Origin of the sequence: Myxococcus sp. CA033, assembly GCF_013336625.1 — a bacterium.
Classification (GTDB): domain Bacteria; phylum Myxococcota; class Myxococcia; order Myxococcales; family Myxococcaceae; genus Myxococcus; species Myxococcus llanfairpwllgwyngyllgogerychwyrndrobwllllantysiliogogogochensis.
This window is the reverse complement of record NZ_JABUMU010000036.1, coordinates 11,220-34,632: the sequence shown is the minus strand read 5'-3', so window position 1 is coordinate 34,632 and position 23,413 is coordinate 11,220. Positions and strand designations below refer to the sequence as shown.

The 23,413-nt window shown below is 66.9% G+C and carries 17 protein-coding genes, 1 pseudogene and 1 CRISPR repeat array; of the genes and pseudogenes, 11 read left to right on the top strand and 7 right to left on the bottom strand.

All coding sequences use genetic code 11. The features are described from left to right. The first annotated feature begins 36 nt into the window (after positions 1-36). From HUA78_RS43555 to HUA78_RS43530, 6 genes are all read left to right on the top strand, one after another. Positions 37-3,411, top strand: coding sequence for a serine/threonine-protein kinase (locus tag HUA78_RS43555; RefSeq protein WP_254624223.1), 3,375 nt, complete (start codon positions 37-39; stop codon positions 3,409-3,411). Between the two features lie 12 nt (positions 3,412-3,423). Beyond that, on the top strand, positions 3,424-4,230 hold the full coding sequence (locus tag HUA78_RS43550) for a sigma-70 family RNA polymerase sigma factor (protein WP_174478890.1): 807 nt from the start codon (positions 3,424-3,426) through the stop codon (positions 4,228-4,230). Further along, on the top strand, positions 4,185-5,108 hold the full coding sequence (locus HUA78_RS43545; protein ID WP_254624222.1) for a serine/threonine-protein kinase: 924 nt from the start codon (positions 4,185-4,187) through the stop codon (positions 5,106-5,108). Before HUA78_RS43550 ends, HUA78_RS43545 begins: the two co-directional genes overlap by 46 nt. A gap of 45 nt (positions 5,109-5,153) precedes the next feature. Then, on the top strand, positions 5,154-6,026 hold the full coding sequence (locus HUA78_RS43540; RefSeq protein ID WP_174478888.1) for a nucleotidyltransferase: 873 nt from the start codon (positions 5,154-5,156) through the stop codon (positions 6,024-6,026). A gap of 197 nt (positions 6,027-6,223) precedes the next feature. Continuing rightward, on the top strand, positions 6,224-7,927 hold the full coding sequence (locus HUA78_RS43535; RefSeq protein ID WP_254624221.1) for an SAVED domain-containing protein: 1,704 nt from the start codon (positions 6,224-6,226) through the stop codon (positions 7,925-7,927). A gap of 16 nt (positions 7,928-7,943) precedes the next feature. After that, the gene (locus HUA78_RS43530; RefSeq protein WP_174478886.1) at positions 7,944-9,416 is read left to right on the top strand and encodes an SAVED domain-containing protein; all 1,473 of its coding nucleotides are present in this window, start codon (positions 7,944-7,946) and stop codon (positions 9,414-9,416) included. Positions 9,417-9,870: 454 nt separating this feature from the next. Continuing rightward, positions 9,871-10,347: a CRISPR direct-repeat array (repeat unit 36 nt; unit sequence CCGTCGCTCGCCGTGATGCCGGAAGGCGTTGAGCAC). A 64-nt stretch (positions 10,348-10,411) separates the two neighbouring features. On the opposite strand, the pseudogene HUA78_RS43525 reads toward HUA78_RS43530, so the two are convergent. Continuing rightward, a pseudogene (locus tag HUA78_RS43525) lies at positions 10,412-10,636 on the bottom strand (ISKra4 family transposase); the annotation flags it as partial. A gap of 327 nt (positions 10,637-10,963) precedes the next feature. Continuing rightward, positions 10,964-11,089: a hypothetical protein gene (locus HUA78_RS47375; protein ID WP_256434381.1), complete on the bottom strand. Its 126-nt coding sequence runs from the start codon at positions 11,087-11,089 to the stop codon at positions 10,964-10,966. Between the two features lie 354 nt (positions 11,090-11,443). Between HUA78_RS47375 and HUA78_RS47040 the strand changes: the two genes are divergently transcribed. Further along, complete coding sequence (locus HUA78_RS47040) at positions 11,444-12,055, top strand: hypothetical protein (RefSeq protein ID WP_254624220.1); 612 nt, start codon at positions 11,444-11,446, stop codon at positions 12,053-12,055. On the opposite strand, the gene HUA78_RS43515 is transcribed toward HUA78_RS47040, so the two are convergent. The 5 genes from HUA78_RS43515 to HUA78_RS43495 form a co-directional block, all read right to left on the bottom strand. Further along, entirely contained in the window at positions 12,052-12,915 is an 864-nt protein-coding gene (locus HUA78_RS43515) for a hypothetical protein (protein ID WP_217442834.1), read from the bottom strand. The genes HUA78_RS47040 and HUA78_RS43515 overlap by 4 nt on opposite strands. 40 nt (positions 12,916-12,955) lie before the next feature. Further along, positions 12,956-14,053: a PAAR-like domain-containing protein gene (locus tag HUA78_RS43510; protein WP_174478884.1), complete on the bottom strand. Its 1,098-nt coding sequence runs from the start codon at positions 14,051-14,053 to the stop codon at positions 12,956-12,958. After that, the gene (locus HUA78_RS43505) at positions 14,053-15,024 is read right to left on the bottom strand and encodes a hypothetical protein (protein WP_174478883.1); all 972 of its coding nucleotides are present in this window, start codon (positions 15,022-15,024) and stop codon (positions 14,053-14,055) included. Before HUA78_RS43505 ends, HUA78_RS43510 begins: the two co-directional genes overlap by 1 nt. Positions 15,025-15,113: 89 nt before the next feature. Beyond that, positions 15,114-16,238, bottom strand: coding sequence for a DUF2169 domain-containing protein (locus tag HUA78_RS43500; RefSeq protein ID WP_174478882.1), 1,125 nt, complete (start codon positions 16,236-16,238; stop codon positions 15,114-15,116). A gap of 14 nt (positions 16,239-16,252) precedes the next feature. Continuing rightward, entirely contained in the window at positions 16,253-17,536 is a 1,284-nt protein-coding gene (locus tag HUA78_RS43495; RefSeq protein WP_174478881.1) for a TIGR02270 family protein, read from the bottom strand. 390 nt (positions 17,537-17,926) lie between these two features. Here HUA78_RS43495 and HUA78_RS43490 point away from each other — a divergent pair, with 390 nt between their 5' ends. The 4 genes from HUA78_RS43490 (at position 17,927) to HUA78_RS43475 (ending at position 23,413) form a co-directional block, all read left to right on the top strand. Then, positions 17,927-18,502: a plasmid pRiA4b ORF-3 family protein gene (locus HUA78_RS43490; RefSeq protein ID WP_174478880.1), complete on the top strand. Its 576-nt coding sequence runs from the start codon at positions 17,927-17,929 to the stop codon at positions 18,500-18,502. 418 nt (positions 18,503-18,920) lie between these two features. After that, positions 18,921-20,339: a type III-B CRISPR module RAMP protein Cmr1 gene (gene cmr1 / locus HUA78_RS43485; RefSeq protein ID WP_174478879.1), complete on the top strand. Its 1,419-nt coding sequence runs from the start codon at positions 18,921-18,923 to the stop codon at positions 20,337-20,339. A 3-nt stretch (positions 20,340-20,342) separates the two neighbouring features. Beyond that, positions 20,343-22,199 (top strand): type III-B CRISPR-associated protein Cas10/Cmr2, encoded by a 1,857-nt coding sequence (gene cas10, locus HUA78_RS43480; RefSeq protein WP_174478878.1) that lies wholly within the window; start codon positions 20,343-20,345, stop codon positions 22,197-22,199. Then, positions 22,196-23,413, top strand: a complete 1,218-nt coding sequence (locus HUA78_RS43475) for a type III-B CRISPR module-associated Cmr3 family protein (RefSeq protein ID WP_174478877.1) — start codon at positions 22,196-22,198, stop codon at positions 23,411-23,413. Before cas10 ends, HUA78_RS43475 begins: the two co-directional genes overlap by 4 nt.

The following is a 23,413-nucleotide window of genomic DNA, read 5'->3' as shown; positions in this document are numbered from 1 at the left end:
CGAGGAATGCGACGGAGTAAGTCCTTTCTCCATCCCATGATGACAGCTTCGTCTCCCCAGGTTGGCCCGTTCCGGTTGCTGAAGCTTCGCGGCAGCGGTGGCATGGGGCAGGTGTTCGAGGCCGTCAATGACCACACGGGACAGCGGGTGGCGTTGAAGCTGCTGTCACCCGCCATGTCTCGGGAGCCACAGGTCGTCGCCCGCTTCCTTCAGGAGGGGCGTGCCCTGGTGGGGCTCGACCTGCCGGACGTGGTGCGCGTCTTTCACTGTGAACGACAGGCGGACCAGGTGTTCCTGGTCATGGAGTTGCTGGAGGGAATGTCGTTGCGCGAGTGGATGGCGCGGCACACGGGCCCTGTTCCTCGCGAGGCGGCGCTCGCGCTTTGCGCGCAAGTGGCACGGGCCATGGCGAGGGTCCACACCGAGGGCATCGTCCACCGGGACTTGAAGCCGGAGAATGTCTTCCTCTGTCCCGATGCGAGTGTCGCTCCGGGCTTTCGCATCAAGCTGCTGGACTTCGGCATCGCCAAGTTGCCGCCCGTGGTGGATGGAGCGCTTGCCGCCACGCAGGTTCACACCCATGAGGCCGCGCTCATCGGCACGTACTTCTACACGGCGCCCGAGCAGCTCCGGAGCGCCTCCACGGTGAATGGTGCCGCGGATGTCTACTCGCTGGGGGTGATGCTCTTCGAGTTGCTCGCGGGGCAACGTCCCTTCGTCTCGGACGACGTGGTCGACGTCATCACCGCGCACATGAGTGTCGAGGCGCCGCTGTTGGGGCAGTGTGTGCCGTCCATCCCTGGCGCTCTCTCCACATTCGTCGCATCCATGCTCGCGAAGTCGCCGACGGAGCGGCCATCCATGGCGCGCTGCCGGGACATGCTGGGACGTCCGTGGGAGCAGGAGCAGGACACCTGTCCGGTGCCAGGGCTGGCGCCGTTCAGCGAGGCTCAGGCGGAGCTGTTCTTCGGTCGCAAGGAGGAGACCGGCGTGGTGCTGCGGCTCCTCGATGAAGCGCGCTCCGGAGGTCGTCGCTGGATTCAACTGGAGGGGCCGAGTGGGGTGGGAAAGTCCTCGCTGCTCCAGGCGGGAGTGCTGCCCAGGCTCGTGGAGCCACCGCCGCCAGAGCTGCCTCGCTGGAGTGTCGCCACCGTGCGGCCTTCCTACGAGCCGGTGAGGAGTCTCGCGAAGGCGCTGGTGGTGGTGTTCCCGGCCCTGGACGTGGAGGGGTTGGAACGACGGTTGCGCGAAGGACCCGCGGCGCTGGGGATGCTCGTCCAGGAGCAGGTGCCCGAGGGGACCTTGCTCCTGCTGGTGGTGGAGCCGCTGGAGGAACTCTTCACCTCGGGCGCCGCCGAGCGCTTCGTCCTGGACGCGCTGCTTGCGCATGCACTCGGCGCGGAGGACGGGCGGCTGCGGTTGCTGACGGGGCTGCGCAGTGACTTCCTGCATCGGCTCGAACAGCTTCCGAAGCTGTCGCGGCTGCTTCATGGTGCCGCGCGCTATCCGTTGCTGCCGATGGAAGAGGCGGCCCTGGAGGAGGTCATCCAGGGGATGGCTCGGCACGCGGGGTTGCGGCTCAGTGAGGGGCTGTCGACGCGGATGGTGCGCGATGCCAGGGGGGAGGGAGGCGGGTTGCCGTTGCTCGGGCATGCGCTGCGGTCACTGTGGGCCATGAGTGGCGGCGCACCGCTGACGCACGAGCACTATGTCCGGATGGGTGGCGTGGGAGGTGCGTTGTCGCAGCAGGCCGAGCAGCTTCTGGCGGAGCTGGGGGAGGACGGGCGCGAGCGTGCGAAGGGGTTGCTCCTGGCGTTGGTGCAAGTGGGACGTGGCGCGCAGGACACGCGTCGGCCTCGTTCACGGCGTGAAGTGCTGTCGGAGGCTGGAGGCGACAAGCTGGCCGAGGACGTGCTGCTGCGCCTGAGCGGACTTTCGGGAGAAGCAGAACAGGGCCCGAGGCTGGTGCTCCTGTCGGGAGGTCCGGAGGTCGAAGCGCAGCGCGTGGACCTGGTGCACGAGACGCTGTTGCAGCGGGTGCCCTCGCTCGTCACGTGGCTGGACGAAGAGCGACGGCACCTGGAGATTCGAGCGGACCTGGAGGTCGCTGCGCGGACGTGGGACGAGGCGAAGCGTCCCTCGGATGGACTGCCGCTGGGGACGCTGCTCACGCACTATCGGGAGGGGCTGGCGGCGCCGGGGCGTGGGGTGAGCGCGCGCGCGGAGACCTTCCTCCAGGCCGCTTCTCGACTGGAACAGAGGCAAGGGTGGACACGGCGCGCGCTGGTGTTCGCGGCATCACTGGCCATGTGCGTGATTCTCTTCGCCGCAGTGCGCGCGGACCAGGAACGGAGGCGCGCCGATGAGCACCGCCGGGTGCTCATCAACGCGGTGGATAACTTCGTGAGGAGCGTGGACTGGGAACTGAGCTGGCTGCCGAATACGTTGGCGATAAGGCGGCCTCTGCTGGATGAGTTCGACCAACTCTTGCGCCAACTTCCCGATGAAGAGCAGCAGCGCCACGAAGTGCTCATGGCCAACGTCGGGATGGCCCACCGCTTGGGGGATGTGGAGTTCCTGAATGGGACCCTCCGAGAGGCAGGGGCGCGGCTCGAACGGGCGAGAGAGTTGCTTCGCCTGGGGAAAGAACTCGGCATCGCGGACGACGAACTGCGGATGCAGTGGGCGTTCAATCACTCGAAGCAGGGCAAGGTCGCCATGGCGGCGGGCCGATTGCCGGAGGCGCGGGCTCGGCTCTTGCAATCCATCGAGTTCTTCGAAGCCCAGCGAGCGGTGACGAAGGAGTCCATCTCGGGGAATAGAGCCTCGGCCGTGAGCCAGGCCGAACTGGCGGAGCTGGAACTGGAGGAGGGTCGAATGGATGAGGCCATCCGTCTATTTGACCGAGCCCTGCCTCTATTCTCCAAGGAGGACCCTGACTATCGGGCAACCCTCCATGCACATGCGCTGGCGCAGCAGGCGGAGGCCATGCGTCGAGCAGGTCGCCAGGAGGAAGCCAGGCCTCGGTTGGACGAGGCGGTGCGGCTGGCGCAGCTCGAGGTGGATGGCAAGTCCGGCGACCAGCACCGCAAGTGGGCGCTGGGCTGGGTACGGCTTTGGAATGCGAGGCTCGCGGTCGACCAGGGACGGCAGGTCGATGCGGAAGCGAACTACACGCAGGCTCGGACGCTGGGGCAGGAGCTGCTGGGTGGAGAGCCTTCCAGCAAGCGCTTCGCACGGGTCCTCGCGGAAGCACTTCTTGGACTCGAACAACGGGTGAGGCGAAGAGGTGAGGCGCTCAATGCAGAGGCGCTGCGCGGGGAGCGTTGTGCGCTGGTTCAAGAGTTCCTGAAGAACGACGCTGAAGACGTGCGCTTCAAGGCCCTGGCGTGCGAGGGTTCTGGACCGTGATGGGGGATGGGCATGGATGAGTCCTCGCTGTCGAAGCTGTCGTTCGAGGAGCTGCTGGTCCGGGTTCGCGTGGGTGAGAACGCAGCGCGTGAAGAGCTGTTGCGCCGCTGTCTGGACAGGGTGGGGGAGTGGACGGAAGAGCACAGGGAGCAGGCCGCGAAGGTGGGAGCGCGCCCCTCGGACATCACTCAGGACTCCCTGCTGAAGGCCTTCCAGAACCTCGACGGCTTCAAGGGGACAAGCGAGGGCGCGTGGTGGGCGTGGCTTCGCAAACTCGTCAAGAACCAGGCCTTCCAGACGTACCGGCACGGCACGCGGCAGCGGCGTGATGCTTCCGACACGGTGCCGTTGGATTCGGAGGAGGCGCTGGGTGCGAGGGCGACGGAGCGCAGCCCGAGTCAGATGACCGCCCACCAGGAGGAGTGGCGACGACTGCTCTCGGGCTTCGGACTGCTTCCGGAAAGCCAGCGGGAGGCCTTGAGCCTGTTCTACCTGGAGGAACTCCCCGCGAGCACCATCGCGGAGCGTATGGACAAGACACCCAAGGCGGTGGAGTCGCTCATGGGGCGCGGGGTCCGGGCGCTGCGCGACTACATGGCCGAGGAGCCCGACGCCGAAGGTCTCCTGTCTCCCGAGGTCGCCGCCATCCGGAACGCCGCGGATGCCGCCTTCTGCAAATACCTTCGCCGCCGTGAGGCCGGCGAGGAGGTGGACCCGGAGGCTTTCGTGACGGAGCACCCCGACTGCGCGGAGGAGCTGCGGGGGATGCTCCATTGGATGCTGAGGTTGCGCGCGCTGGACCCATCCAGGGCCAGCTGATGCTGTCGCCCGGCACGCGGGTGGGGGACTACGTCATCATCCGCCGGGTCGCGGTGGGTGGGTCGAGCGACGTCTATCAGGCACGTCATCCCGAGGATGGCACGTGGGTGGCGGTGAAGATGCTGAGCGCGTCGGCGAGCCTCCACGGGGAAGTGGTGGCTCGCTTCCTCAATGAGGCCCAGACGCTTCAGCAACTCGAGCATCCGCATCTGGTGAAAGCGTTGGCGCTGGGGGCTCTTCCTGATGATGGGCCACCGTTTCTTGTTTTGGAGTGGCTCCCGAACAGCCTGCACGAGGTCCTCCAGGCATGCGGTGGGCGCCTGCCCCTGGGCGACTGCATCCAGGTGCTCCGACAACTCGCCCAGGTGCTCCGCTACTTGCATGAGCGAGGCGTCATCCACCGCGACGTGAAGCCCGCGAACGTGCTGGTGGCTCAGGATGCAGCAGGGGCCCTGGACCTCCGGCTCACGGACCTGGGGTTGGCCCGGCTCGTTCCCGAAGACGGCGCGCCGCTTCCACCGCTTCATGTGTCCACCGCGAGGGAGGCCCTGTTGGGGACCGGTGAGTATATGGCCCCCGAGCAGTGGACCAGCCCCAAGGGCGTGGATGCGAGGGTGGATGTGTATGCGCTCGGGGCGCTCGCGTTCCATCTCCTGGTGGGCGAGCCGCCGTTCGGCTCGGGGGTCAACAGCGCGCTGAACTTCCTGCATGTGACGAAGCCGCCTCCGCTGTCCCGGCTCCAGGGACTGGCGCCCGAGTCCATGAGTGCGCTGCTCGGGAGCATGCTGGCGAAACGGGCGGGAGGTCGGCCTTCGCTGGAGGAAATCCAGCGGACGCTGGACGCCATCGAAAATGAAGTCGCGAGGGGTTCGGGGTGATTTGGCATCTCCCCTGGTGAACGTCTCGAACGCGAGGGGTGAGCCATGTGGACCGTCGAGCAGGGCGTGCAGGATTTGCTGGAGGGCATGGAGCTGACGCAACCCCAACGTGAGGCCGTCACGCGCCAGCATGAAGTGGTGTGCAAGGTGCTGCGCGAGCGGCTGAAGTTGGAGGAGCAATTCCTGTCCGGCTCATACGGTCGAGGCACCGCCATCCGGCCGCTGCACGACGTGGACCTCTTCGTGGTCATGGACCCCACCCGGTTTCCCCGCGATGACAGCTCACCCGATGCGTTGCTCCAGCAGGTACGAGGGGCGTTCATGCAGGAGTGGTCTGAGCGCAAGCCCCCCACCCCTCAACGGCATTCCCTGGGGCTGGATTTCACGACGTCAGGCATCCACATCGACGTCGTGCCGGCCTACAAGGGCTCGCGCGGGGGCTACGTCATTCCCCAGCGAGACACGGGGATGTGGATTCCCACGGACCCAAAGGTCCACGAAGTCGCGGGTATGCGCGCGGACGAGAAGGCGGGGCATCGGCTCAACCATCTCATCAAGCTGGTGAAGCAGTGGAATCGGAATCAGGCGTCCAGCCCGCTGCGCTCATTCCACCTGGAGGTAATGAGCCATGAGGCGTTCACGAGCATGCCGAGGGGCTCCTACCTCGAGGTGCTGGAGGTCCTCTTCCAGTTCCTCTCCGAGCGGGTGATGCGCCCCTGTGTGGACCCGGCGGGACTCGGGAACGCGGTGGACGCGCGGATGGACGAGGGGCGGCGCCGGGAGTTCGCTCGGGACCTGCTGCGGGGCGCCGCCCAGACGGTCCAGCTCGCCTTCGCGGAGCGACTGGTGAACCCCGAGAGTGCGCATGCGCGGCTCGCGGAGTTCTTTGGTCCCATGTACCGGAAGCGAGCGCCCTGAGAGGCGCGGGGGAGTTCGACGAAAAAAGACAGGGTCCGCGAGGGGTCAGCCTGTGGTTGGCGTCTTCGACTCCGGACGCCATCCACCGAGGTGCGGACATGCGGAACGCGGAGCTTTCCATCACCCCCAGGACCCAGGCGCTCATCCTTCGCTATGAGCACGATAGGCCCGTCATAGAGGACGCCGCGAGGCAAGCCTTGGTCGGTGCCGGGCTGGTGGGGTACCGGGATGTTGCTTCCGCGGTGCTCCATCCGCATGACGCGGACTGGAGCGTGCGCTCGCTGCGAGGGCGGGATTGGGCTGGGGCGTTCCTCGAGAACGAGCGCTTCGCGAGCTCCCTCCTCCGGAAGGAGAAGGAGCTGGGGTTGGACCATCTCCCGGTGCATCTCTTTGGTTGTGCACCGTTGACCCTGATGCTGCACCTCGCCTCCTGCCTGCCTCGGCGCCCACTGTGCGTCTACCAGCAGTCGGGCGAGGGGGGGTGGTCACTCGGTTACGACAGGTCTCTGGCCCCTGCGTCGGAGGACTTCCTGCGGGTGGAGGGACTCCCCACCGCGAAGCAAGGTGGACGGGGATATGTGGCGCTCATCGTCGAGGTGACGCGCTCGATTCGTGACAAGGCGCTGGCGGAGTTCCAGAAGCGACATGGCTCGGAGTTGATGGCCACGGTCTGCGTGACGCCCATGCGCGGGCCGTCTCCTGTATCCATTCAGCACCCGTCCGAGGTCTCGCGTGCGGCGGAGCAGCTTCGAGGGGTGCTCGATGGGCTGCACAAGCATGTGGAGGGTGCACATTCGGTGCTGTTGGCGATGGACTGCCCAGGCAGCTTCGCTGCGGCGCTGGGCACGGCCGTGAACGCGAACACGCAGCATCCACTGTGGCTTCAGCAGTACGACGGTGACCGGAAGCAGTACATGCCCGTGTATGAGCTGAGAGCCCAGCGTGAGGGGCCGACGGTGGCCGAGCCCACGGAGGCACAGCTCGTCGAGGCGAAGGCGATGCTCGTCGAGGTCCGTCAGGTGCATCAGGAGTTGGTGACCTGGCTGAGGGAGCCCGCGCGGCAATCGTTGCTGGATTCGATGGGTGGGGAGAAGTTCCTGGACAGTCAGGTCGAAGACGAACCGGTGCTGACGAGCACGCCCCTGTATCGCCACGTGGGAGGGATATGGTCCTTCGAGGTGGGGCTGCTGCTCGGGCTGAAGGCGCTGCGTGAGCGCGTGGGCTCGTTCGAGGACTGGCATGAGTGTGTCCGCCTGTTCATGGTCCACGAGGTCTTCCACGTTCACCAGCGCGGGCTCACATCGTACAACTTCAGCGGTAGTGGGCGCATGGGCTTCGTGTTGGAGGCGGCGGACTTCGATGCGGATGCGGAGGCCGCCGAGGCCGCGCTGGCGTGGCGAGAGGCGAAGCGGCCCGATGAGGTGAAGAGGGATGGGCGGATGCGGATGATGGAGTCCATCATCTGGAACGCGCTGGAGAGCCTGCGCATCTTCGAGCCCGAGCGTCCCGTCAAGACGCTGGCCGAGCGTCGGTTGCGGCGCTACCTCATCTGGCTCTTCCATGCCTGCCGGCTGTATGCGCTGAGGAATGACCCGAGCGCCACGCCCGTGTTGGAGCGGGTGACCGCCGAAATCGTGGGCCTGTCGACGTTCCCGGACCCTTTTGAGACGTACTCGCAGCAGCGGGTGCGGCTCCTGGAGATGGATCCGAGTGAGTCCCCGGCCATGGGCATCTACTTCCAGCGGAAGCTGGTGCGTGACGAGGACCAGGGTTGGGTCGCACGGGTCCTCGCGGCACTGAGTCGCTGGGACTCGCTCCCGCGAAAGGAGGCGCAGGAAGAGATGCGGCGCCTCTTCGAGGAGCTCTTCAATCGCCACCGCGAGCTGATTCAGGCTCGGTAGGGAGAGGCGACCGATCATGGGCGAACAGAGCGCGTCCCGACTCGAAGGGGACCGGTATCAGCACCTGTATGGCTGGTACGAGCTGCTCCACCTTCTCGATGAGGACTGCCCCTTCGAGTGTGGCTACATCGAGCACCCCGACGCGGGCGCCGCGGACGATGTCACGTTGCACGTGCGAGAAGGCTCAGGGGTGGCGAGTCGCTACGTGCAGGTGAAGTGGCACGTCGACCACCGGAGCCAGTACTCGTTGGACTTGCTCTGTGAGGTGCCTGGCGGGAAAGGGCGCTCGCTGCTGCACAAGCTCTTCGCGAGCTGGCGGAAGCTGCGCGAGCGGGGGCCCGTGGAAGTGTGGCTGGTGAGCAACTGGGGTGTGGAGGAGCGGCTTGGGCGCTATCTGCGAGGCCGGGACCATGCGCTCACGCCGGAGTTCTTCACCGAGTCGCGGCCGGGCTCGTTCAACGAGGGATGCACGCGATGGGGGGCGCGGTGTGAGGCGACGTCGGAGGAGCTGAGAGGGTTCTTCGGGGATCTGCGCTTACGGCTCGGGTACGTGAGCATTCGCGATTTGGAGACGCAGGTGGACGTGCGCATGGACCAGCTCGGGCTACGGCAGGGTGTCAACCCGAGGGCCAGTGTGCTGGATGGGTTGCGCGAATGGGTGGAGGTGTCGGGTGAGGCCAAGCGGGTGACGCGGGAGTCGTTGAGGGCGTTCCTGCGGGCGCGGGAGTTGTTCGCGCCGCATGACGGAGGGCCCGCGGTGAGCCTGTGGATTCACGGGTGGGCGCGTCGGAAGTGGGAGCGCGCGCCGACGGAGGAACTGGACTGGACGCCGTACTTTGACCGGGAGACTCGCGGGTTTCCGGACGAGACGGTGTGGCGCGAGAAGTTGTTGCCGGAGCTGCGTGCGGCGAAGCAGCGATTGGCGGACCGGCCGGAAGGTGAGCTGGTGGACTTCCGGGGCAAGCTGCCGCTGAGCCTGGCGCTGGCGGTGGGCTTCCACTTCTCGGAGGCCGCGGGTTTCCACTTCCGTGCCGAGCAGCTCACTCGAGGAGAGACGTTCTTGTGGCGCTCGGACGAGGGGGCCTCGGAGCGCCGGTTGAGTGCGGTCGAGCGTGAGGCGAGCCCGGAGGGGAAGGTGTTGCTGGTGATGTTCCAGCTCACGAATGTCGCCCGGATGGACTTGGAACGCTTCGAGGTGGAACACCCGGGAGTGTATCGCGCCGTGCTCATCCTGGAGCCGGAGGGAGGCCCGGGAGATGGGGCGGTCACCTCGGCGGGGGATGCGGTGGCATTCGCTGTTCAGGCGCGGGAGTTGATTCGGAGGGCGAGGAACCGATACCGCGTCACGGGTACGCATCTGCTGCTCTATGCGCCGTCGGCGTGTTGCCTGTTCCTGGGGCAGCGGCTCAATGCGGTGGGGCCGGTGGTGGTGCATGAGCGCACCGCGGATGAACGCTACGTGCCCGTGTTCACGCTTCAGACGGGGTGAGGCCGCGTAACATTCGTGGGCTCGTCCGTGTCACGGGAGTGGTCCATCCGTGTGCTGGTGTCCGTCTGTGTTTAGGGCAGTTTCTGATTTGCGTGCGGGATGCTTGGGAGTGCGCGGCACTCTGGGTAGGGCCGTGGATAGGTTGTGAGTGATGCGACTGGGGGGCGGGCTTGCTTTGGAGTTCCGAAAGGGCCGAGGTGTCCTGCGTTGGACAATCAAGCATCTGTGAGTGGCGTGGCTTGCTGAGTGGCAAAGGGAAGAAAAGCTGAGTCCTGACGCGGGGTTGAATGCTCTTTGATAGGTGAATAGGTGCTTGAATGGTGAAAACCCCAGGAGTTTTGATGGGTTGGATGATGTGGGTGTGTCGGCGGGAAGTGGCGGTCCATCATGGCGTGGGGGTGCTTGAAAACCGGGGTGGTAAGTCGCTGGAATTCTTGAAGTATTCAGATGGGCACCGTCGCTCGCCGTGATGCCGGAAGGCGTTGAGCACAAGATACGGCGGGGCTTCGTCCGCTTCGCCCAGACTCCGACCCGTTGCTCGCCGTGATGCCGGAAGGCGCTGAGCACCTCCGATTCGCGCGCGAGATCGTAGAGACCCGACTGTTCCGTCGCTCGCCGTGATGCCGGAAGGCGTTGAGCACTCTTTGAAATTCGCCCAGAAGAGCGCGCCACCAGGACCGTCGCTCGCCGTGATGCCGGAAGGCGTTGAGCACTCGCCCATCAGCTTGCGCCACGCCGCGATGACCTCCGTCGCTCGCCGTGATGCCGGAAGGCGTTGAGCACAAGCTGGTGTCCGCCAGAGACGGCTGACTCCAGTCCCCGTCGCTCGCCGTGATGCCGGAAGGCGTTGAGCACCGGAAGGACGGCGCGGCATGGTTCTGCGCACTCTCCACAACCGTCGCTCGCCGTGATGCCGGAAGGCGTTGAGCACCACGGTGAAGGACACGCGCCATTCCTCTCGGCCGCGGCCTCACGGGGGCTTGCTCCAATCCTGATCACGCAGCTCTTCTCACCTGAGCGTGCACGGGCGCGAGCCATGGCGGCGTCCCAGCGGTCGGAGTGCATCAGCGAGCGCAGGTCGAGGTGTGCTGGCCAGCCTCGTCCTTCCCTCGGTTGCCAGGACGCTTCATGCGCGGAGTTACGAGAGACTCGCAGGTGGCCTCGACGTCGCCGCTACCAATGGACAGGCCCGCGGCACGAGCAGCGGCCGCCTCCTCGCGCGGTTTCGCCTCCATGGCCCTGAGCAACCGCGCCACTTCCTCTGGCACCACCAGCGTCACCTTGGGCATGGCCAAAGTCTTGCCTCGGTCCACCAGCCAGCGCGAATCGTACCGTTCAACTCCCCCTCTGCTCAGGATTGGATTCGCACCCGCTCAGGGACAATTTTCTTCCGCTCATCGTCGACGAAGACTGCAAGGATGCCCTGGATGCAAACGGCATCTATGGCGGGCGGTTCGACGAGGTTTGAGCGGCCTTGGGCGTGCGTGACTCTGGAGCGGTGAGCGGGCCCTGGCTTCGAGCGGAGACCTCATGAGTGAGCATCAAGTCTACGAGTTCGTGGCGTTGGACCAGCCGTTGACGGCGAAGCAGATGGCGGACCTGCGGGCCATCTCGACGCGGGCGGAGATCACCCCTTCTCGCTTCTGGAACGAGTACCACTGGGGTGACCTCAAGGCCGACCCCGCGAAGCTCCTCGCGCGCTACTTCGACGCCCATCTCTACTCCTCGAACTGGGGTGCGCGTCGGTTGATGCTTCGCCTGCCCAGACAGCACGTGGACCTGAAGGCCCTCAAGGGGTACTTCCCGGGCCGGTCGGGCAGCTCCCTCAAGCTCGTGGGAGAGCACGTCGTGCTCGACCTTCCTGGCGGTGACGAAGACCTCGCGGACGAAGAGATGGCGCCAGGCTCGCTGGCGGAGCTGCTGCCGCTGCGTGCCGAACTCCTCCAGGGGACCTGCGTAGCGCCTACCTCGCCTGGCTGCGCTTCATCCAGGACACCGAAGACGCCGAGGGCGCCGAGGAGCCACCCGTGCCCCCGGGGCTGGCGAGCCTCACCGCCGCCCAGCATGCCCTCGTGGAGCTGCTGGGGCTCGATGTCGACCTGCTCGCGGCCGCCGCGAGCGGAAGTGCGGAGGTTGGCGGCCAGCTCACGGGGCTGCGGGCCTGGGTTCGTCTCCTTTCTCCGAAGCAGAAGGAGCAGTGGCTCCTTCGCGCGGTGGAGGAGCCGGATCTGGCGCTGGGTGCCGAGCTGGGACGAGCCTTCCTCGCGAGCGCGACGCCAGGGCCTCGTGTCGCGCGGCGGACCCGTGGCGAGCTGCGGGCCCTCGCTCAAGTGCGTCGGTTGGTGAGGGCACGCGAGGACGAGGCCCGCGCGCAGCGAGCCCGTAACGCCGCCGTGAGGAAGCATCGGGAGCACCTGGACACATTGGCTCGTGACGTGGAAGGCGCCTGGGCGCGGCTCGAGCGCCTGGTGTCCGAGCGCGAGTACGACGAGGCCGTGAGGCTCGCGGGGAACCTGGAGGAGCTGGCCAACCGCGAGAAGCGCCCAGAGGAATTCACGACCCGTTTCGAGGCCCTGCGCAAGCGCCAGTCTCGGCGTCGAGGCTTCCTCGACCGCTGGAATTCACGGGGGCAATCCTAACTCGGGATTCTGTGGCCAAAGAAGTAGCGGACCCCGGGCAGGTATCGGTCGGCGTCCCCCCGTTCGAGAAACTCCTCGATGGTGGCCGCCGCCGTGAGGTTCTGCAGCCGGCCGGAGTCGTCGAAGAACGCGCGACAATCCAAACCGGTGGCAGATTCAAGGACCATTCTTCCCATGTCGATGCGGTCCGGGTACGCGCTTGTACATACCCGCGCCAACAGGCGTTGGGCAACTTCCCGAATATTCAGCCGTCCCGCTTCAACGAGTGCTTCCTGTTCGTAGAGCTTCTGACTGGAGACCCGTTGCTGAAAGGTCTTTTCGAGCAGTGCGAGATACTCCTCATCCATGAACTTCTGCGTGGACTCCTCGAAGGGAGGCGGCAGTTCGTTGGATTCCCACTGTACCTGGGGCCCTCGCCAGATAGGCCCTGGTTCGGCCTCCAGCACCTGTGAGAGGTAGGTTTCAACCTCGGCCTTGACGTCCCGGTCCTCCATTTCCCGGTAGTGCCGAATCAAATGTGGCACCCCCCATACGCCCGCTGAGCTTGCGAGTACCTCGCAGAAGTAGCGTCGGGTATTCGGGCTGCGTCTCGGTTCAAGCAATCTTTCGGACGAGGCCTCAAGTTCACGAATGACGGAGTAGGGGGCTGCGTAGGAGATCAGGAGTGTGCAGGAGTTCCAGACCTCTGCGTCCCGCGTCTCGTGCATGAGCCCGACAAGTCTCCGCGAAACGTCAAACCTGCCTTGCTGGAGGTTGGCCAGGGCGCAAGAGAGCACTCGCCAGGGATCATTACTGGCAAGGTGGCTCATTGCGGCCACGTCCTGGGGAGGTGGCATGGAGAAATGCAGACCATCACCCATCAAAAGGAACGTGCGGCGAAGATAGGAAGGGCGCATGGACTCACCGATACATCATTCCGCGTTCGTTGTTCTTGGGTGGGATCATGTTCTGAATCCGGGTCTGGAGGTCCTCAATCTCCAGGCAGTCGCCTTCAAGAACCTCGGTGGGAACAAGATTCTGCATGGACAGAGGGCAGCCTCCAGCATCCAGCGGGGTCTTGTGATTCACCTTGTCCTCGTCATCAATAATGTACCCTCTGTTCTTCCATTCTTTGATGGAGTCATAGCGGATTCGTCGGGAAAACGCTTTGCGGGCTTCACCCGCCAATCCAGCGTACATGACCTTGAAATGGACACCGCATCCCTGGTCCGGCGGGTCGTGCACGTTGGGGCAGTTCGAGTGCTTCTGCCGGAGCTCCTGGAGCTTCTTGAGGTCGCGCTCGCACTCGTCGCCCATCCGGATGATGTTGTCCTGGACGGGGAGCCCCGACTTGGCATCGAGCTTGGTGGCCCAGGGCGGCAGTTGCATCAGCCCCTCGGCCACCTGCCGAAGGATATCCATCATCTCCGCGCGCCGGCTCAACCGGTAGTGCGCGATGCGCCCATAGAATTCCATCTCAGGGAGCCTCTCGAGGGGCTCGCCAGTGATGGGGTCCTTCTGATTCTCATGAAGGGGGCCATTGCAACAGGGGCACGTCTCCAGCGTTGCCTGTCCCGCGTTGCCCGTGGCGCTTTGTGCGAGGTTGGGGGTGGGCACCGCGTTGTTCGCGTTGCTGCCGTGGTTGGAGGTCGTGAGGTCGATATGTCTGGGGACATTCTCGCCCTCGCACTGGACATCCATGGACCAGGAGATGAAGTGCGTCTTGCCCGCAATCTGGTGAGAGACGACACCCGCGCCAAAGTTGCGCGTGGCGGCTTCGTTGCCCAGGGGCGACGTCGCGTAGAAGGACTGGTCTCGCAGCATGACGGGCTTGCCATTGACGGACACCCGCTTGGAGCCCTGCTTCATGTCCCGGGAGAAGGATGTATTCGGGTAGGGCACCGGCACCGGGCCGACGGGCGGTGGGGGAGGACTCATGCAGACATCGGGAAACGCCGCCACCACCTTGCCGTCTCCATCCTCGCAGGCGACCTCGTGGCCATTGGCATAGAGCTTCATCAGGGCATCCCTCGTCGAGTGTAGGAGGTTGGGCCGCGCAGCAAGGCCGCCGCCCTGTCCCCAGCCACGTCGGAGGCGGAGATGAGGGCCCGAGGGCCTGGAGCATAGCCGTGGCGCATGGCCACCGCTGCCCACGCCAGGGCCACCATACTGGAAGCCGCTCCTGTCTCGCCCAGGGACTCGGCTGGGAGCCACAGGGGCACGGACTCTCTTCGCGTGTGCAGCAGGCGAGAGAGGGCCAGGGAGAGTTCCTTGAAGCCATAGCCTTCTCCCGACGCGTCAGCCACGCGGAAGTCCACTTCCTCCACGGGCATGGCGCCCTCGGCCAGGGCCTCGCGCCAGGCCTGTGCGAGGCCCACGCCGCGCAGTGGCTCTTCCGCATGGAGGGTGGCCTTCTCCTGTGCGAAGCCAAGGCCCGTCAGCCACAACGGACAGGCCTCGTTGGGGCGGGCCCTGCGCGTCAGCAGGACGCAGGCCGCTGCTTCTCCAGGAATGACTCCATCCGAGTTGTCCGGGCGCAGCAGTCTTCCCTGCCGCACCAGCCCTTCGAGACTCGGCCCATTGGTGAGGGTGTCCACTCCGGCCACGAGACACCCGGGAAGCCGTGGGTTGCGGGCCAGCAGGAGCCGGGCGTCGGCCAGGGCGCGCAGGCCGGCAGTGTTCCCCAGCGCCAGGCTTCGCGAAAGCGTGGTCTCCAGCCTGATGCCATGGGTCCGGTGCAGGTGCTCAAGGGCTCGGGGAAACACCTCCGGGACGCTCCCGGCACGGTCCGCGGGTGCCGTGCCCACCAGCAACGGCATGTGGGCCACTTCGGCTTCGTCCATCCCCCGTACGGCGCTCGCCACCGCCATGCCCAACAGCCCCAGGGCACGCTCCGCGCGCCCCACCTCGGGTGCGAGCGTCGACAACTCGGAGAGGACAATCGGCTCGCCGTCGTTGTCCCGGTAGCGGCTCCTCTGGAAGCGATTCATTCGCGCTCGCAGGGCGGCCCCGGCCGAATCAGCGTTCAGTCCCAGCGGGCAGGCGATGCCCGCGGACGCCACGCATAAAGGAGTGGTGCTCATGGCTGTCCGCCCGGTCGCCGCGCGTTACGCCGCAAGGCGACAAGGGCACCCAGCCCTCGGAAGTAGGGCTTGCCGCGGACGTACTTCACCGGCCCATCCTTGCGACTGGGGGGAGGTGGGCCTACTCGTACCTCACGGAGATGGGAGAGCTTCTTGCCCAGGAGCACGGAGGCCCGCCACGTCACCACCACCTCGTGGGCGTCCACGTCGAGCAGGATGGTGTCCATTCGCGCCTCCACTCGGGCCTCCGCGTCCCGGAATCGGAAGGCCACCGGCACCTGCAGGCGCGGCAGCGTGACCGTCCAGGCGCCCGACTCGGCCATCCCCAGGCACCTCAACACCTCACCGCCTCGAAGGCCCGCCACCTGCTGGTCCTCGGGGGCGCACTGGAAGTAGCGCGGGTCGAAGTCGCGAGGGAGAAAGGGATAGTCCTCCGCGAGCCAGCGCTCGTCGTACGTGCCGGCATGGGCGAGGCGGGGCTGCCATCCTCGGCCCACCGGGCCGAATCCCACCGGTAGTGCTTTCCCATCCCATCTTTCGAGGAACTGCCGGGGGTGCTCCATGTTGGGCAACGGTGTCCCCACTGCATCCGTGGCGCGGGGGCTTCGCCGGAAGCCCACGCCCACCGGGTTGCGCAGTTCCGCACCGTGGTACTTCGGCTCCGGATGGGCGGTATCCACCCCGCCAAAGGCAAGCTCGTAGCGCAGCGGCATGCGGACGAAGGGCTTGGGCGGTGTGGGCTTCAGGCCCATCATCCCCCTATCCCATGAGCGGTCTCCCGTGATGCGCAGGTCCTTCCGCAGGCCGGGCAGCTCCACGCGCACCAGCATCGCTTCTGTCGCGCGACCGCGTGGTGCGACCGCATGGCCCCGCACGAGAATGTCCACGCGGGGTTTTGTCAGCGCGAAGTCATTCTCCTGACGGAGGCTTGTCGTCTCCGGAGCGCCATGGTGCTCGTCCGTGTATGTCAATGGGCGCTGCGCCTCGGCCCGTCGAGGCTCCCCTCGGTCGTCCATGCAGAAGGTGCCCTTGAGGGCGACGACGCAGTGCTCCCGCGCCTGGACGTCGGTCGTCACGGTGAGGCCCGCGGACATGCCAGTGGTGTTCTCGGTGAGTTGCATGGCGGCTCCTCGCTTCAGCGAAGGGTGCGCTCCAGGGGCAGCAGCCGCAGGTGCGCGCAGGCCGCACGGGCCTGGGCCAATGCCGCCCACTGCCGCTGGGTGAAGGCGCGAGTGGGAATGCGGTGCTGGCCCTGGGTGCGAATGGCCAGCTCCCGCGCCAGCACATGCCGGCGCCGCATGGGGCCGTGTGTGAGGGCATCCAGCAGCCCCAGCCCATTGAGAGGCTGACCATTCAGGTAGCGCCCCTCGGACTGGAAGCGAGGACGGGCCTCATTCCACCAGGACTCCACCGCGTCCCTACACGGCCAGGGCAGCCCGTCTTCGGGCTTGAGCGTCAGGTCCGCATCCGGGTCCTCCTGCTGTTCGAGAGGTTCCGGATGCTCCCCAGGCGGCAGGGCATGGAGGCCCTCCAGCCGCAATCCGGTCATGGCCGAGAAAGCCTCCCCCGCAAGCCGCGCCACGGAGGGCTCCTCCAGAAGTGTCAGGCAGGCTTCCATGGCCACGCGGCGGCCACTGAAGCCCAATGCCCAGAGGACATGGGGGCGCATTTCCCGAGACCCCAGCAGGTCCACCAGCAAGGCCGTGTCCGCGTCGGTACCAAAGAGGGCGAGCAGCACCATGGCCTGGGGCGTGTGGGCATCGCGCGCGCGTACCGTCTGGCGGCAGGCCTCCCATGTGATGCGCGCACCCGAGGAGAGCCCGGCCTCCATGGCCGCGGCGCGAATCCCAGCGTTCTCGGACTCCAGGAGCTGTGGGAGGTGCCGGCGGAGGGGTTCCTCCGGCAGTGCTGGGCTTGCACACAACGCCGCCATCCGAGGCCGCGGCTCATCGTGGAGGATGTAGCGGAGGAGAAGCTCAGGAGGTGCTTCGTGCCGGAAGGCCAGTGCTTCCACCAGCAAGGACTGGAGGGAGGGGGCATCCCTCTTCAGGAGCGGGAGCAGCCGCGCCCCCAATCCGGGAGCGCCGCTCAACTCCACCGCACGTCGGAGGGCCTCTCGCGTCTCGGGTACGTCACCCTGCATCAAGTTCAGGATGGCTTCCACGTGTCCCTGGGCCAGCAGGACATAGGCGGCGGCGGTGATTTGCTCCACGTCCCCAGCGTCGAGAGCGGGCCAGAGGACGGCGTCGGCGGCCTCCGCGCCTCCCAGTACCAATCCATGCAGGTGCGCCGCCAGTCGCTCCTCCCGGGCCGCCGTGTCTGGGAGGTTGAAGTCCGGAGCCTCCAGCGCTTGTTCCCATTGCACCCACCGGAAGGCAGCCTCGTCCAGGTGCGTCTCCAGTACATCCACCAACACCATGGTGTACTCCCCCTCAAGAGTCTTCCAAGCGTAGCGCCACGGGCTGACATGAATTGGCGAAGGCGCTGTTGCCTCTTTCGGGGCGGACTTGCCCCTGTGAGTCATTGCCGCTCAGGGGACGCGTTCTGAAGTGGATTGTTGGCTGTGGCAACAGACTTCTTGGGCCGCCAGGGATTGAGGGAGATGAGGGGCACCTCGCGAGGCATGGCTCTGTCCACTTCCAGGCAAATCTCGTCGCCGGCTGTTCCGGTTGATGAAGGACGACCGCCAACTTGAAACGGAAGCGAGCCGAGTGGCCTGCCTTGCCCCGGCACAAGGGGGCTGGGGTGCGCACTTGTTGCCCGTCAGCGCCGGCCTGGCGTCAGCTGTGAACTGATAGATTCCAACTCCATGCCCCGTCGCCCGAAGTCCGCTCCCAAGAGCAGCATCTTCCAGTTGAAGGTCACCCTGGCTGAGGTGTCGCCACCGGTCTGGCGCCGCCTGCTCGTGCCCTCTGGCATCCCCCTTTCCAAGCTCCATGCCGCCCTGCAAGTGTCGATGGGGTGGACGAACTCGCACCTCCACCAGTTCATCCTCGGGCGCCGTTGCTTTGGCCCTCCGAGCCTGGACGGCATGGATGAACTCAAGCTGGAGGACGAGAAGAAGGTCGCGCTCGATTCGCTGGTGGGCGCGAAGCAGGCGCTGCTGTACGAGTACGACTTCGGCGATGGGTGGACTCACGAGGCGCTCGTCGAGAAGGTCCTGGAGGCGGACCCTCGCTTCCGCTATCCGCTGTGCGTGGGCGGAGCCCGCGCCTGTCCCCCCGAGGACTGTGGAGGCGCCTCGGGGTATGAGGACCTCCTCGACGCGCTGAAGGACCCGAAGCACGAGGAGCATGACTCGCTCGTCGAGTGGGTGGGCGGCGTGTTCGATGCCGAGGGTTTCGACCTGAATCGGGTGAACGCGGAGCTCCGCGCCCTCCGGTAGTCCGGCCCCGTCCTGCTCGTGGGCTCGGGCACTGCGGCCCTGGTGTTGGCGGTCCTCCTTGCGTTTCGGTGAGGACCGAGGCCGCGTCGGACCAACAGGCCGCTCTACGTGTGGCCCCGAGAAAAATCACGGGGCCCCGAGGGGTACGCGCGCGGTTGGCGTCTTCCTCGTTGGACATGTGGAACGCTGACCTCTTCATCACCTCCAAGCCGCAGTGCTCATGGGCGCCTCGCCGCCACGGCGCTCCCGCGTGCGCTGTCGCGCAAGGCCTGTCCGCGCCGAAGGCACCGTCACCCATCGTCGGTGATGCATCGGCCTCCCGTAACTTCCACGACCTCCTTCGTCTCCCCTGCGAGGTCTCCACGCGTCGCCATCACCGCTCCGCCTCGGCGGGCGCGAGAGGAGTCGAGGTGCGTCCATGCCACCACTGAATCTGCCCACGCCATCGAAGGACCCGTCACCCGGGCGACGACTCCCTGGCGGCCCACGGCTCGAGTCCTTCACCCTGGAGTTGAAGACCGTCACGCCCATCCTCGGCGGCGGGCCCGTCACGCGGCAGTTGTCCGACGTGGACATCATCCGCGTTCCCACCCTGCGCGGACACCTGCGGTTCTGGTGGCGGGCGCTGTATGGATATTCCTACGCCGACGAGGGTGACGACGCGCGGCTCGCCTTTGCTCGCAAGGAGCGCGAGCTGTGGGGCGGGATGGGGCTGGGCGAGGAGGAGCCTCGGCGCTCCCAGGTGGAGCTGTCGGTGCGCGATGTCCATGACGCGGTCATGGACTCCTCGGACATCAGTCTGGGGGAAGCCCAGTCCTATGCGCTGTGGCCCGCGAGGAAGACGCGCGAGGAAGACCCCGCGCCGCGGTGGAAGCCAGGGCTCCGGTTCATCCTGGAGGTGAGGGCGCCCGAAGGCGAAGCCATGCTCCAGGTCCGCAATGCTTTCCGTGCGTGGCTCCTCTTCGACGGCTACGGCTCGCGGACCCGTCGAGGCTGTGGCGCAGTGACCCTGGTCTCCAGCGAGGCTCGGCAAGGCTGGCTTCCCAAGAACGCGTCACGTGCCGAACTCAGGCGCCTCTTCGGAGACCTCCCGCTCTTTCAGCCGGAGCTCTCGAGAGAGAGGCGCGACCTTCCCCTGCTCCGAGGCGCGCGGCTCTATCGCAACCTGAAGGGTGAGGCTTCTCCGGACGCGAACAATGCCTGGCTGGAAGCCCTGGGATGGCTGCGCGAGTTTCGCCAGGGCACCCATGGCGCGCAGGGAGAACGCCCCAGGAATCCGAGCCCGGTCGGTGACAACCGCGCGGGCCGCTCCAACTGGCCGGAGGCGGACAAGATTCGCCACCACGCGAGACCGTCCAAGCCGGGCCCGGACCCACGGGCCTATCCCGAGGAGCACGCGCCACGCTCGGCGTATCCGCGGACGCCTGTCTGGCCGCGCGCCGGCTTTGGGTTGCCCATTGTCTTTCATTTCCAGCAGAAGCAGCGGGGCACGAAGGAGTCCTACTCTCGCCTCGAACCCGAGAAGGTCCAGCTCCAGTGGATGACCAACAGGGGGGATGTCCGGGACCGACTCGGGTCGCCACTCATCGTCAAGGCGATGCCGCTCGCCAACGGACGCTTCGAGCCCATCGCGCTGTGGATGGAGCGGGGTTACCCCACTGGGGGACAGGTTGTCCTGATGCAGGGCGGAAACCCGCTCGATGCGACGCGCGCGGACTTCGACAAGCTCGCCGCCGAGCACGACCAACCCCTCTTCAATCCCTTGCGCCGCTCGAAGTCGCTGCGCGAGGCGTTCTTCACCTGGCTGGGCGACACGCGAAAAGCGCGGGAGGCGTAGGTGATGACGGCTCAAACACATGTGCTCGTGCTCAAGGTCGGCCCGGTGCAGGGGTTCATCATCCAGTCTCGTCGCACACGCGACCTCTGGTTCGGCAGCGACCTGCTCTCCAGGTTGAGTCGCGCCATGGCGCTCGCGCTCCTGAGCGCCGGGGCCGAGCTCATCTTCCCCCACCCTGAGCAACTCACGGCCTCGGAGGACGCGGCGCCGAACCTGGGCTCGTCCAGGAAGGTGACGTCGGAGGGGGCGGAGCCTGTCCGGGGCTTTCCGAACAAGGTCCTCGCCCTGGTGCGGGGAGGAGACCCGGAGGCCGTGGCCCGAAGCGCACGCGAGGCCGCGCTGAAGTTCTTGCGAGACACCTGGGTGCTCGTTCGTGAGAAGTGCGCACCGCTGCTTCTCCCTGGCGCGAACGAGTGGGCCCAGGAGCAGCTCGACACCTTCCTGGAGTTTCATGCCGCGTGGGTGCCCCAGCATGGCGATGCCTACGAGCAGGCCCTGGAGGAGGTCGAGGCCGCACTCGAGGCGCGCCGCGCGCTGCGCGAGTTCAAGGCGTGGACGAAGCTGCCTCCCGCGGGCACGCACAAGTCGAGCCTCGATGGTGGGCGCCCCTCGGTCCTGCGTCGGGAGCGGCCGAAGGGCGGCGAGTGGAAGGGCTTGCGCATCGGCGAGCGCGAGGAGCTGGATGCCCTCGGTCTGCTCAAGCGCGCCGGAGGGGACCCGGACCAGTTCGTCCCCGTGCCGGGAATCGGGCTCGCCGCGTGGCTGGACAAGGCGCGCCAGGCACATCCCCGCGAGCTCGCTGACCTCACTCGCGCCTGCGCAGAGCTCAAGTTCACGAGGGGCCGCCGAGCCGAGCTCCCCTGGGTGAAAGCCTTCCCCTTCGACGGACAGTTACTGCTGCCCGAGCGGTGGCAGCCCTACTTCGAGGAAGTCAGTGAGCCCGAAACCGCCAGGCACGATGCCGCGAGCTTTGGGGCCCGGTACGTCCTGCCGCTGCGCAAGGTCATGGACGTGGAGCCCTATCCCTACGTGGCCTGCCTCGTCGCGGACGGAGACCGGATGGGCGAGACGTTGCGGAGGCTCGCGGCGAAGGGAGGGTGGGAGGCCCACCGCAAGGTCTCCCACGCGCTCGCCAGCTTCACCGCCGAGGCGCGTGAACTCGTGCAGGTGAAGCACCGAGGCATGCTCGTCTACGCGGGTGGAGACGACGTGCTCGCCTTCGTCTGTCCTCCGGACGCCCCGGCATGTGCCAGGGCGCTGGCGACGGCCTTCCAGCGGAACCTGGAGCCCGTGCTCGCTGGGACAGGGGTGGACCTGCCCACGCTCTCCGTGGGGCTGGGTATCGGCCATGTGCTGGAGAGCCTGGGCCAACTCCTGAACCTCGGACGCAGGGCGGAGAAGGCGGCCAAGGACGCGGGCCGCGACGCGCTCGCCATCCTCGTGGCGAAACATGCCGGACGTGAGCGCCTGTGGACCTCCGGCTGGAAATCGAATCCCGAGCCGCTGACCCGGTTGAAGACAGACATGGCGCTGCTGTCCTCCGGTCGACTGCCGCTGAGCAAGGTGCACGAGGTGGAGGCGATGGCGCGCCGATTCCCAGCGGAGGTCTCGGAGGGTGACTCGGAAGCGCAGTCGAAGGTGCTCGTGTTCGAAGTGGAGCGAATCCTGGCTCGCGCGGAAGCGGGGCGAAACGCCAAGGACTTGTCATTGGACGAGGTGGGCCTGGCCGGACTTGCGGGCCAGAGCGGGAGGGCGGTGCATGCGTGCCTTCACGCGTGGGTGTCTCGGCTGCTCGTGGCGGAGACGCTGGAGCGCGCGGGTCGAAAGCTGGAGCTCGAGAACAAGGACGGTGCCGCATGAGTCAGGAGTGCTTCGCGCTGTTGCCGCGCGACGGGCTGTCCGTGAAGGACGGGCGCGGCTGGTACACCAGCGAGGTGGGGCGTGGGCATTCGCATCCCTGGCCGCTGCCCACGACGGTGAGGGGCGCCCTGCGAGCCGCGTGGGGACAGGACCTCATGGCGACCCAGGCCGGCTTGCGGCTGTCGCCCCAGGATTGGGAGCGGAACTCCGAGGGCCTGAAGCTGAAGCGCTTCCTCGCCCTGCGTCGACCGCTGGGCGTGGACTTCGAGCGGAAACATCGGATGTGGCCCTTCCCCGCGGACGCCGTACTGGTCGGCGATGGTGAGCACAAGCGCCTCGACCGTCTCTTGCCCCGTCGCCCCGAGCCCGGAACGAACGCGGCCACGCTGGGCCCCGATGATGACGCCGCACGCGAGGCGCTGTGGCACCCGCGGCGAACGTCAAAGGGTAAGCCCGCCACCGCGCCGCGCTTCTGGTCCGAGGCGGAGATGATGGCCTGGCTGCGCGGAGACAGTGTCACCGTCTCGGGGACTTGCAGTCCCGAGTTCCGCACCGACCTGCACGTGGCCATCAACGCACAGAGCCAGGCCGCGGAGCCGTCCATGCTGCACTCGCGCGAGGTCGTGGAGTTGCTTCGGTTGGAGCGCCCGCGCGGTCATGCGCCTCACGCGGTGGAGTGGGCGCTGGGGCTGGCCTGTGAGCAACCGGAGAAGTCAGTGCAGGGCTTTCCCCGGGGCGTGCTGGGCCTCGGAGGCCGCAGGCGGCTGACGGACGTGGAGCCGCTGAAAGCGGACCTGTTCGAGTGCCCCCAAGACCTGGCACGGGCGACGCAAGGGCTCCGCCTGATTCTGGCCACGCCCGCGTGCTTCGAGCGGGGCTGGCTGCCGGATGGCTTCGAGCGCGACGCGGGGCCGACGCCCCGCTACGTGGGCACGCTGCCCCTGCTGTCCACGGAGCCCGTGGTGCTGAGGGCCGCGTTGGTGCCGCGCGCGCAGGACGTGTCCGCGTGGGACATGGTGCGGCGGTGTCCTCGGCAGACGCGGCGGTGGGTGCCTGCGGGGGCTGTCTATTTCTTCGAGAAGCGGAGCGGTGGCGACTTCACCGCCGACGAGCTGCGCGCGCTGTGGCTGGCCTCGTGGGGCGGCGGCCACGAGGAGGCGCTCGGGCAGGTGCTGCCCGGTGTCTGGCAACCGTCCCCGGAACCTGGAGCCTGA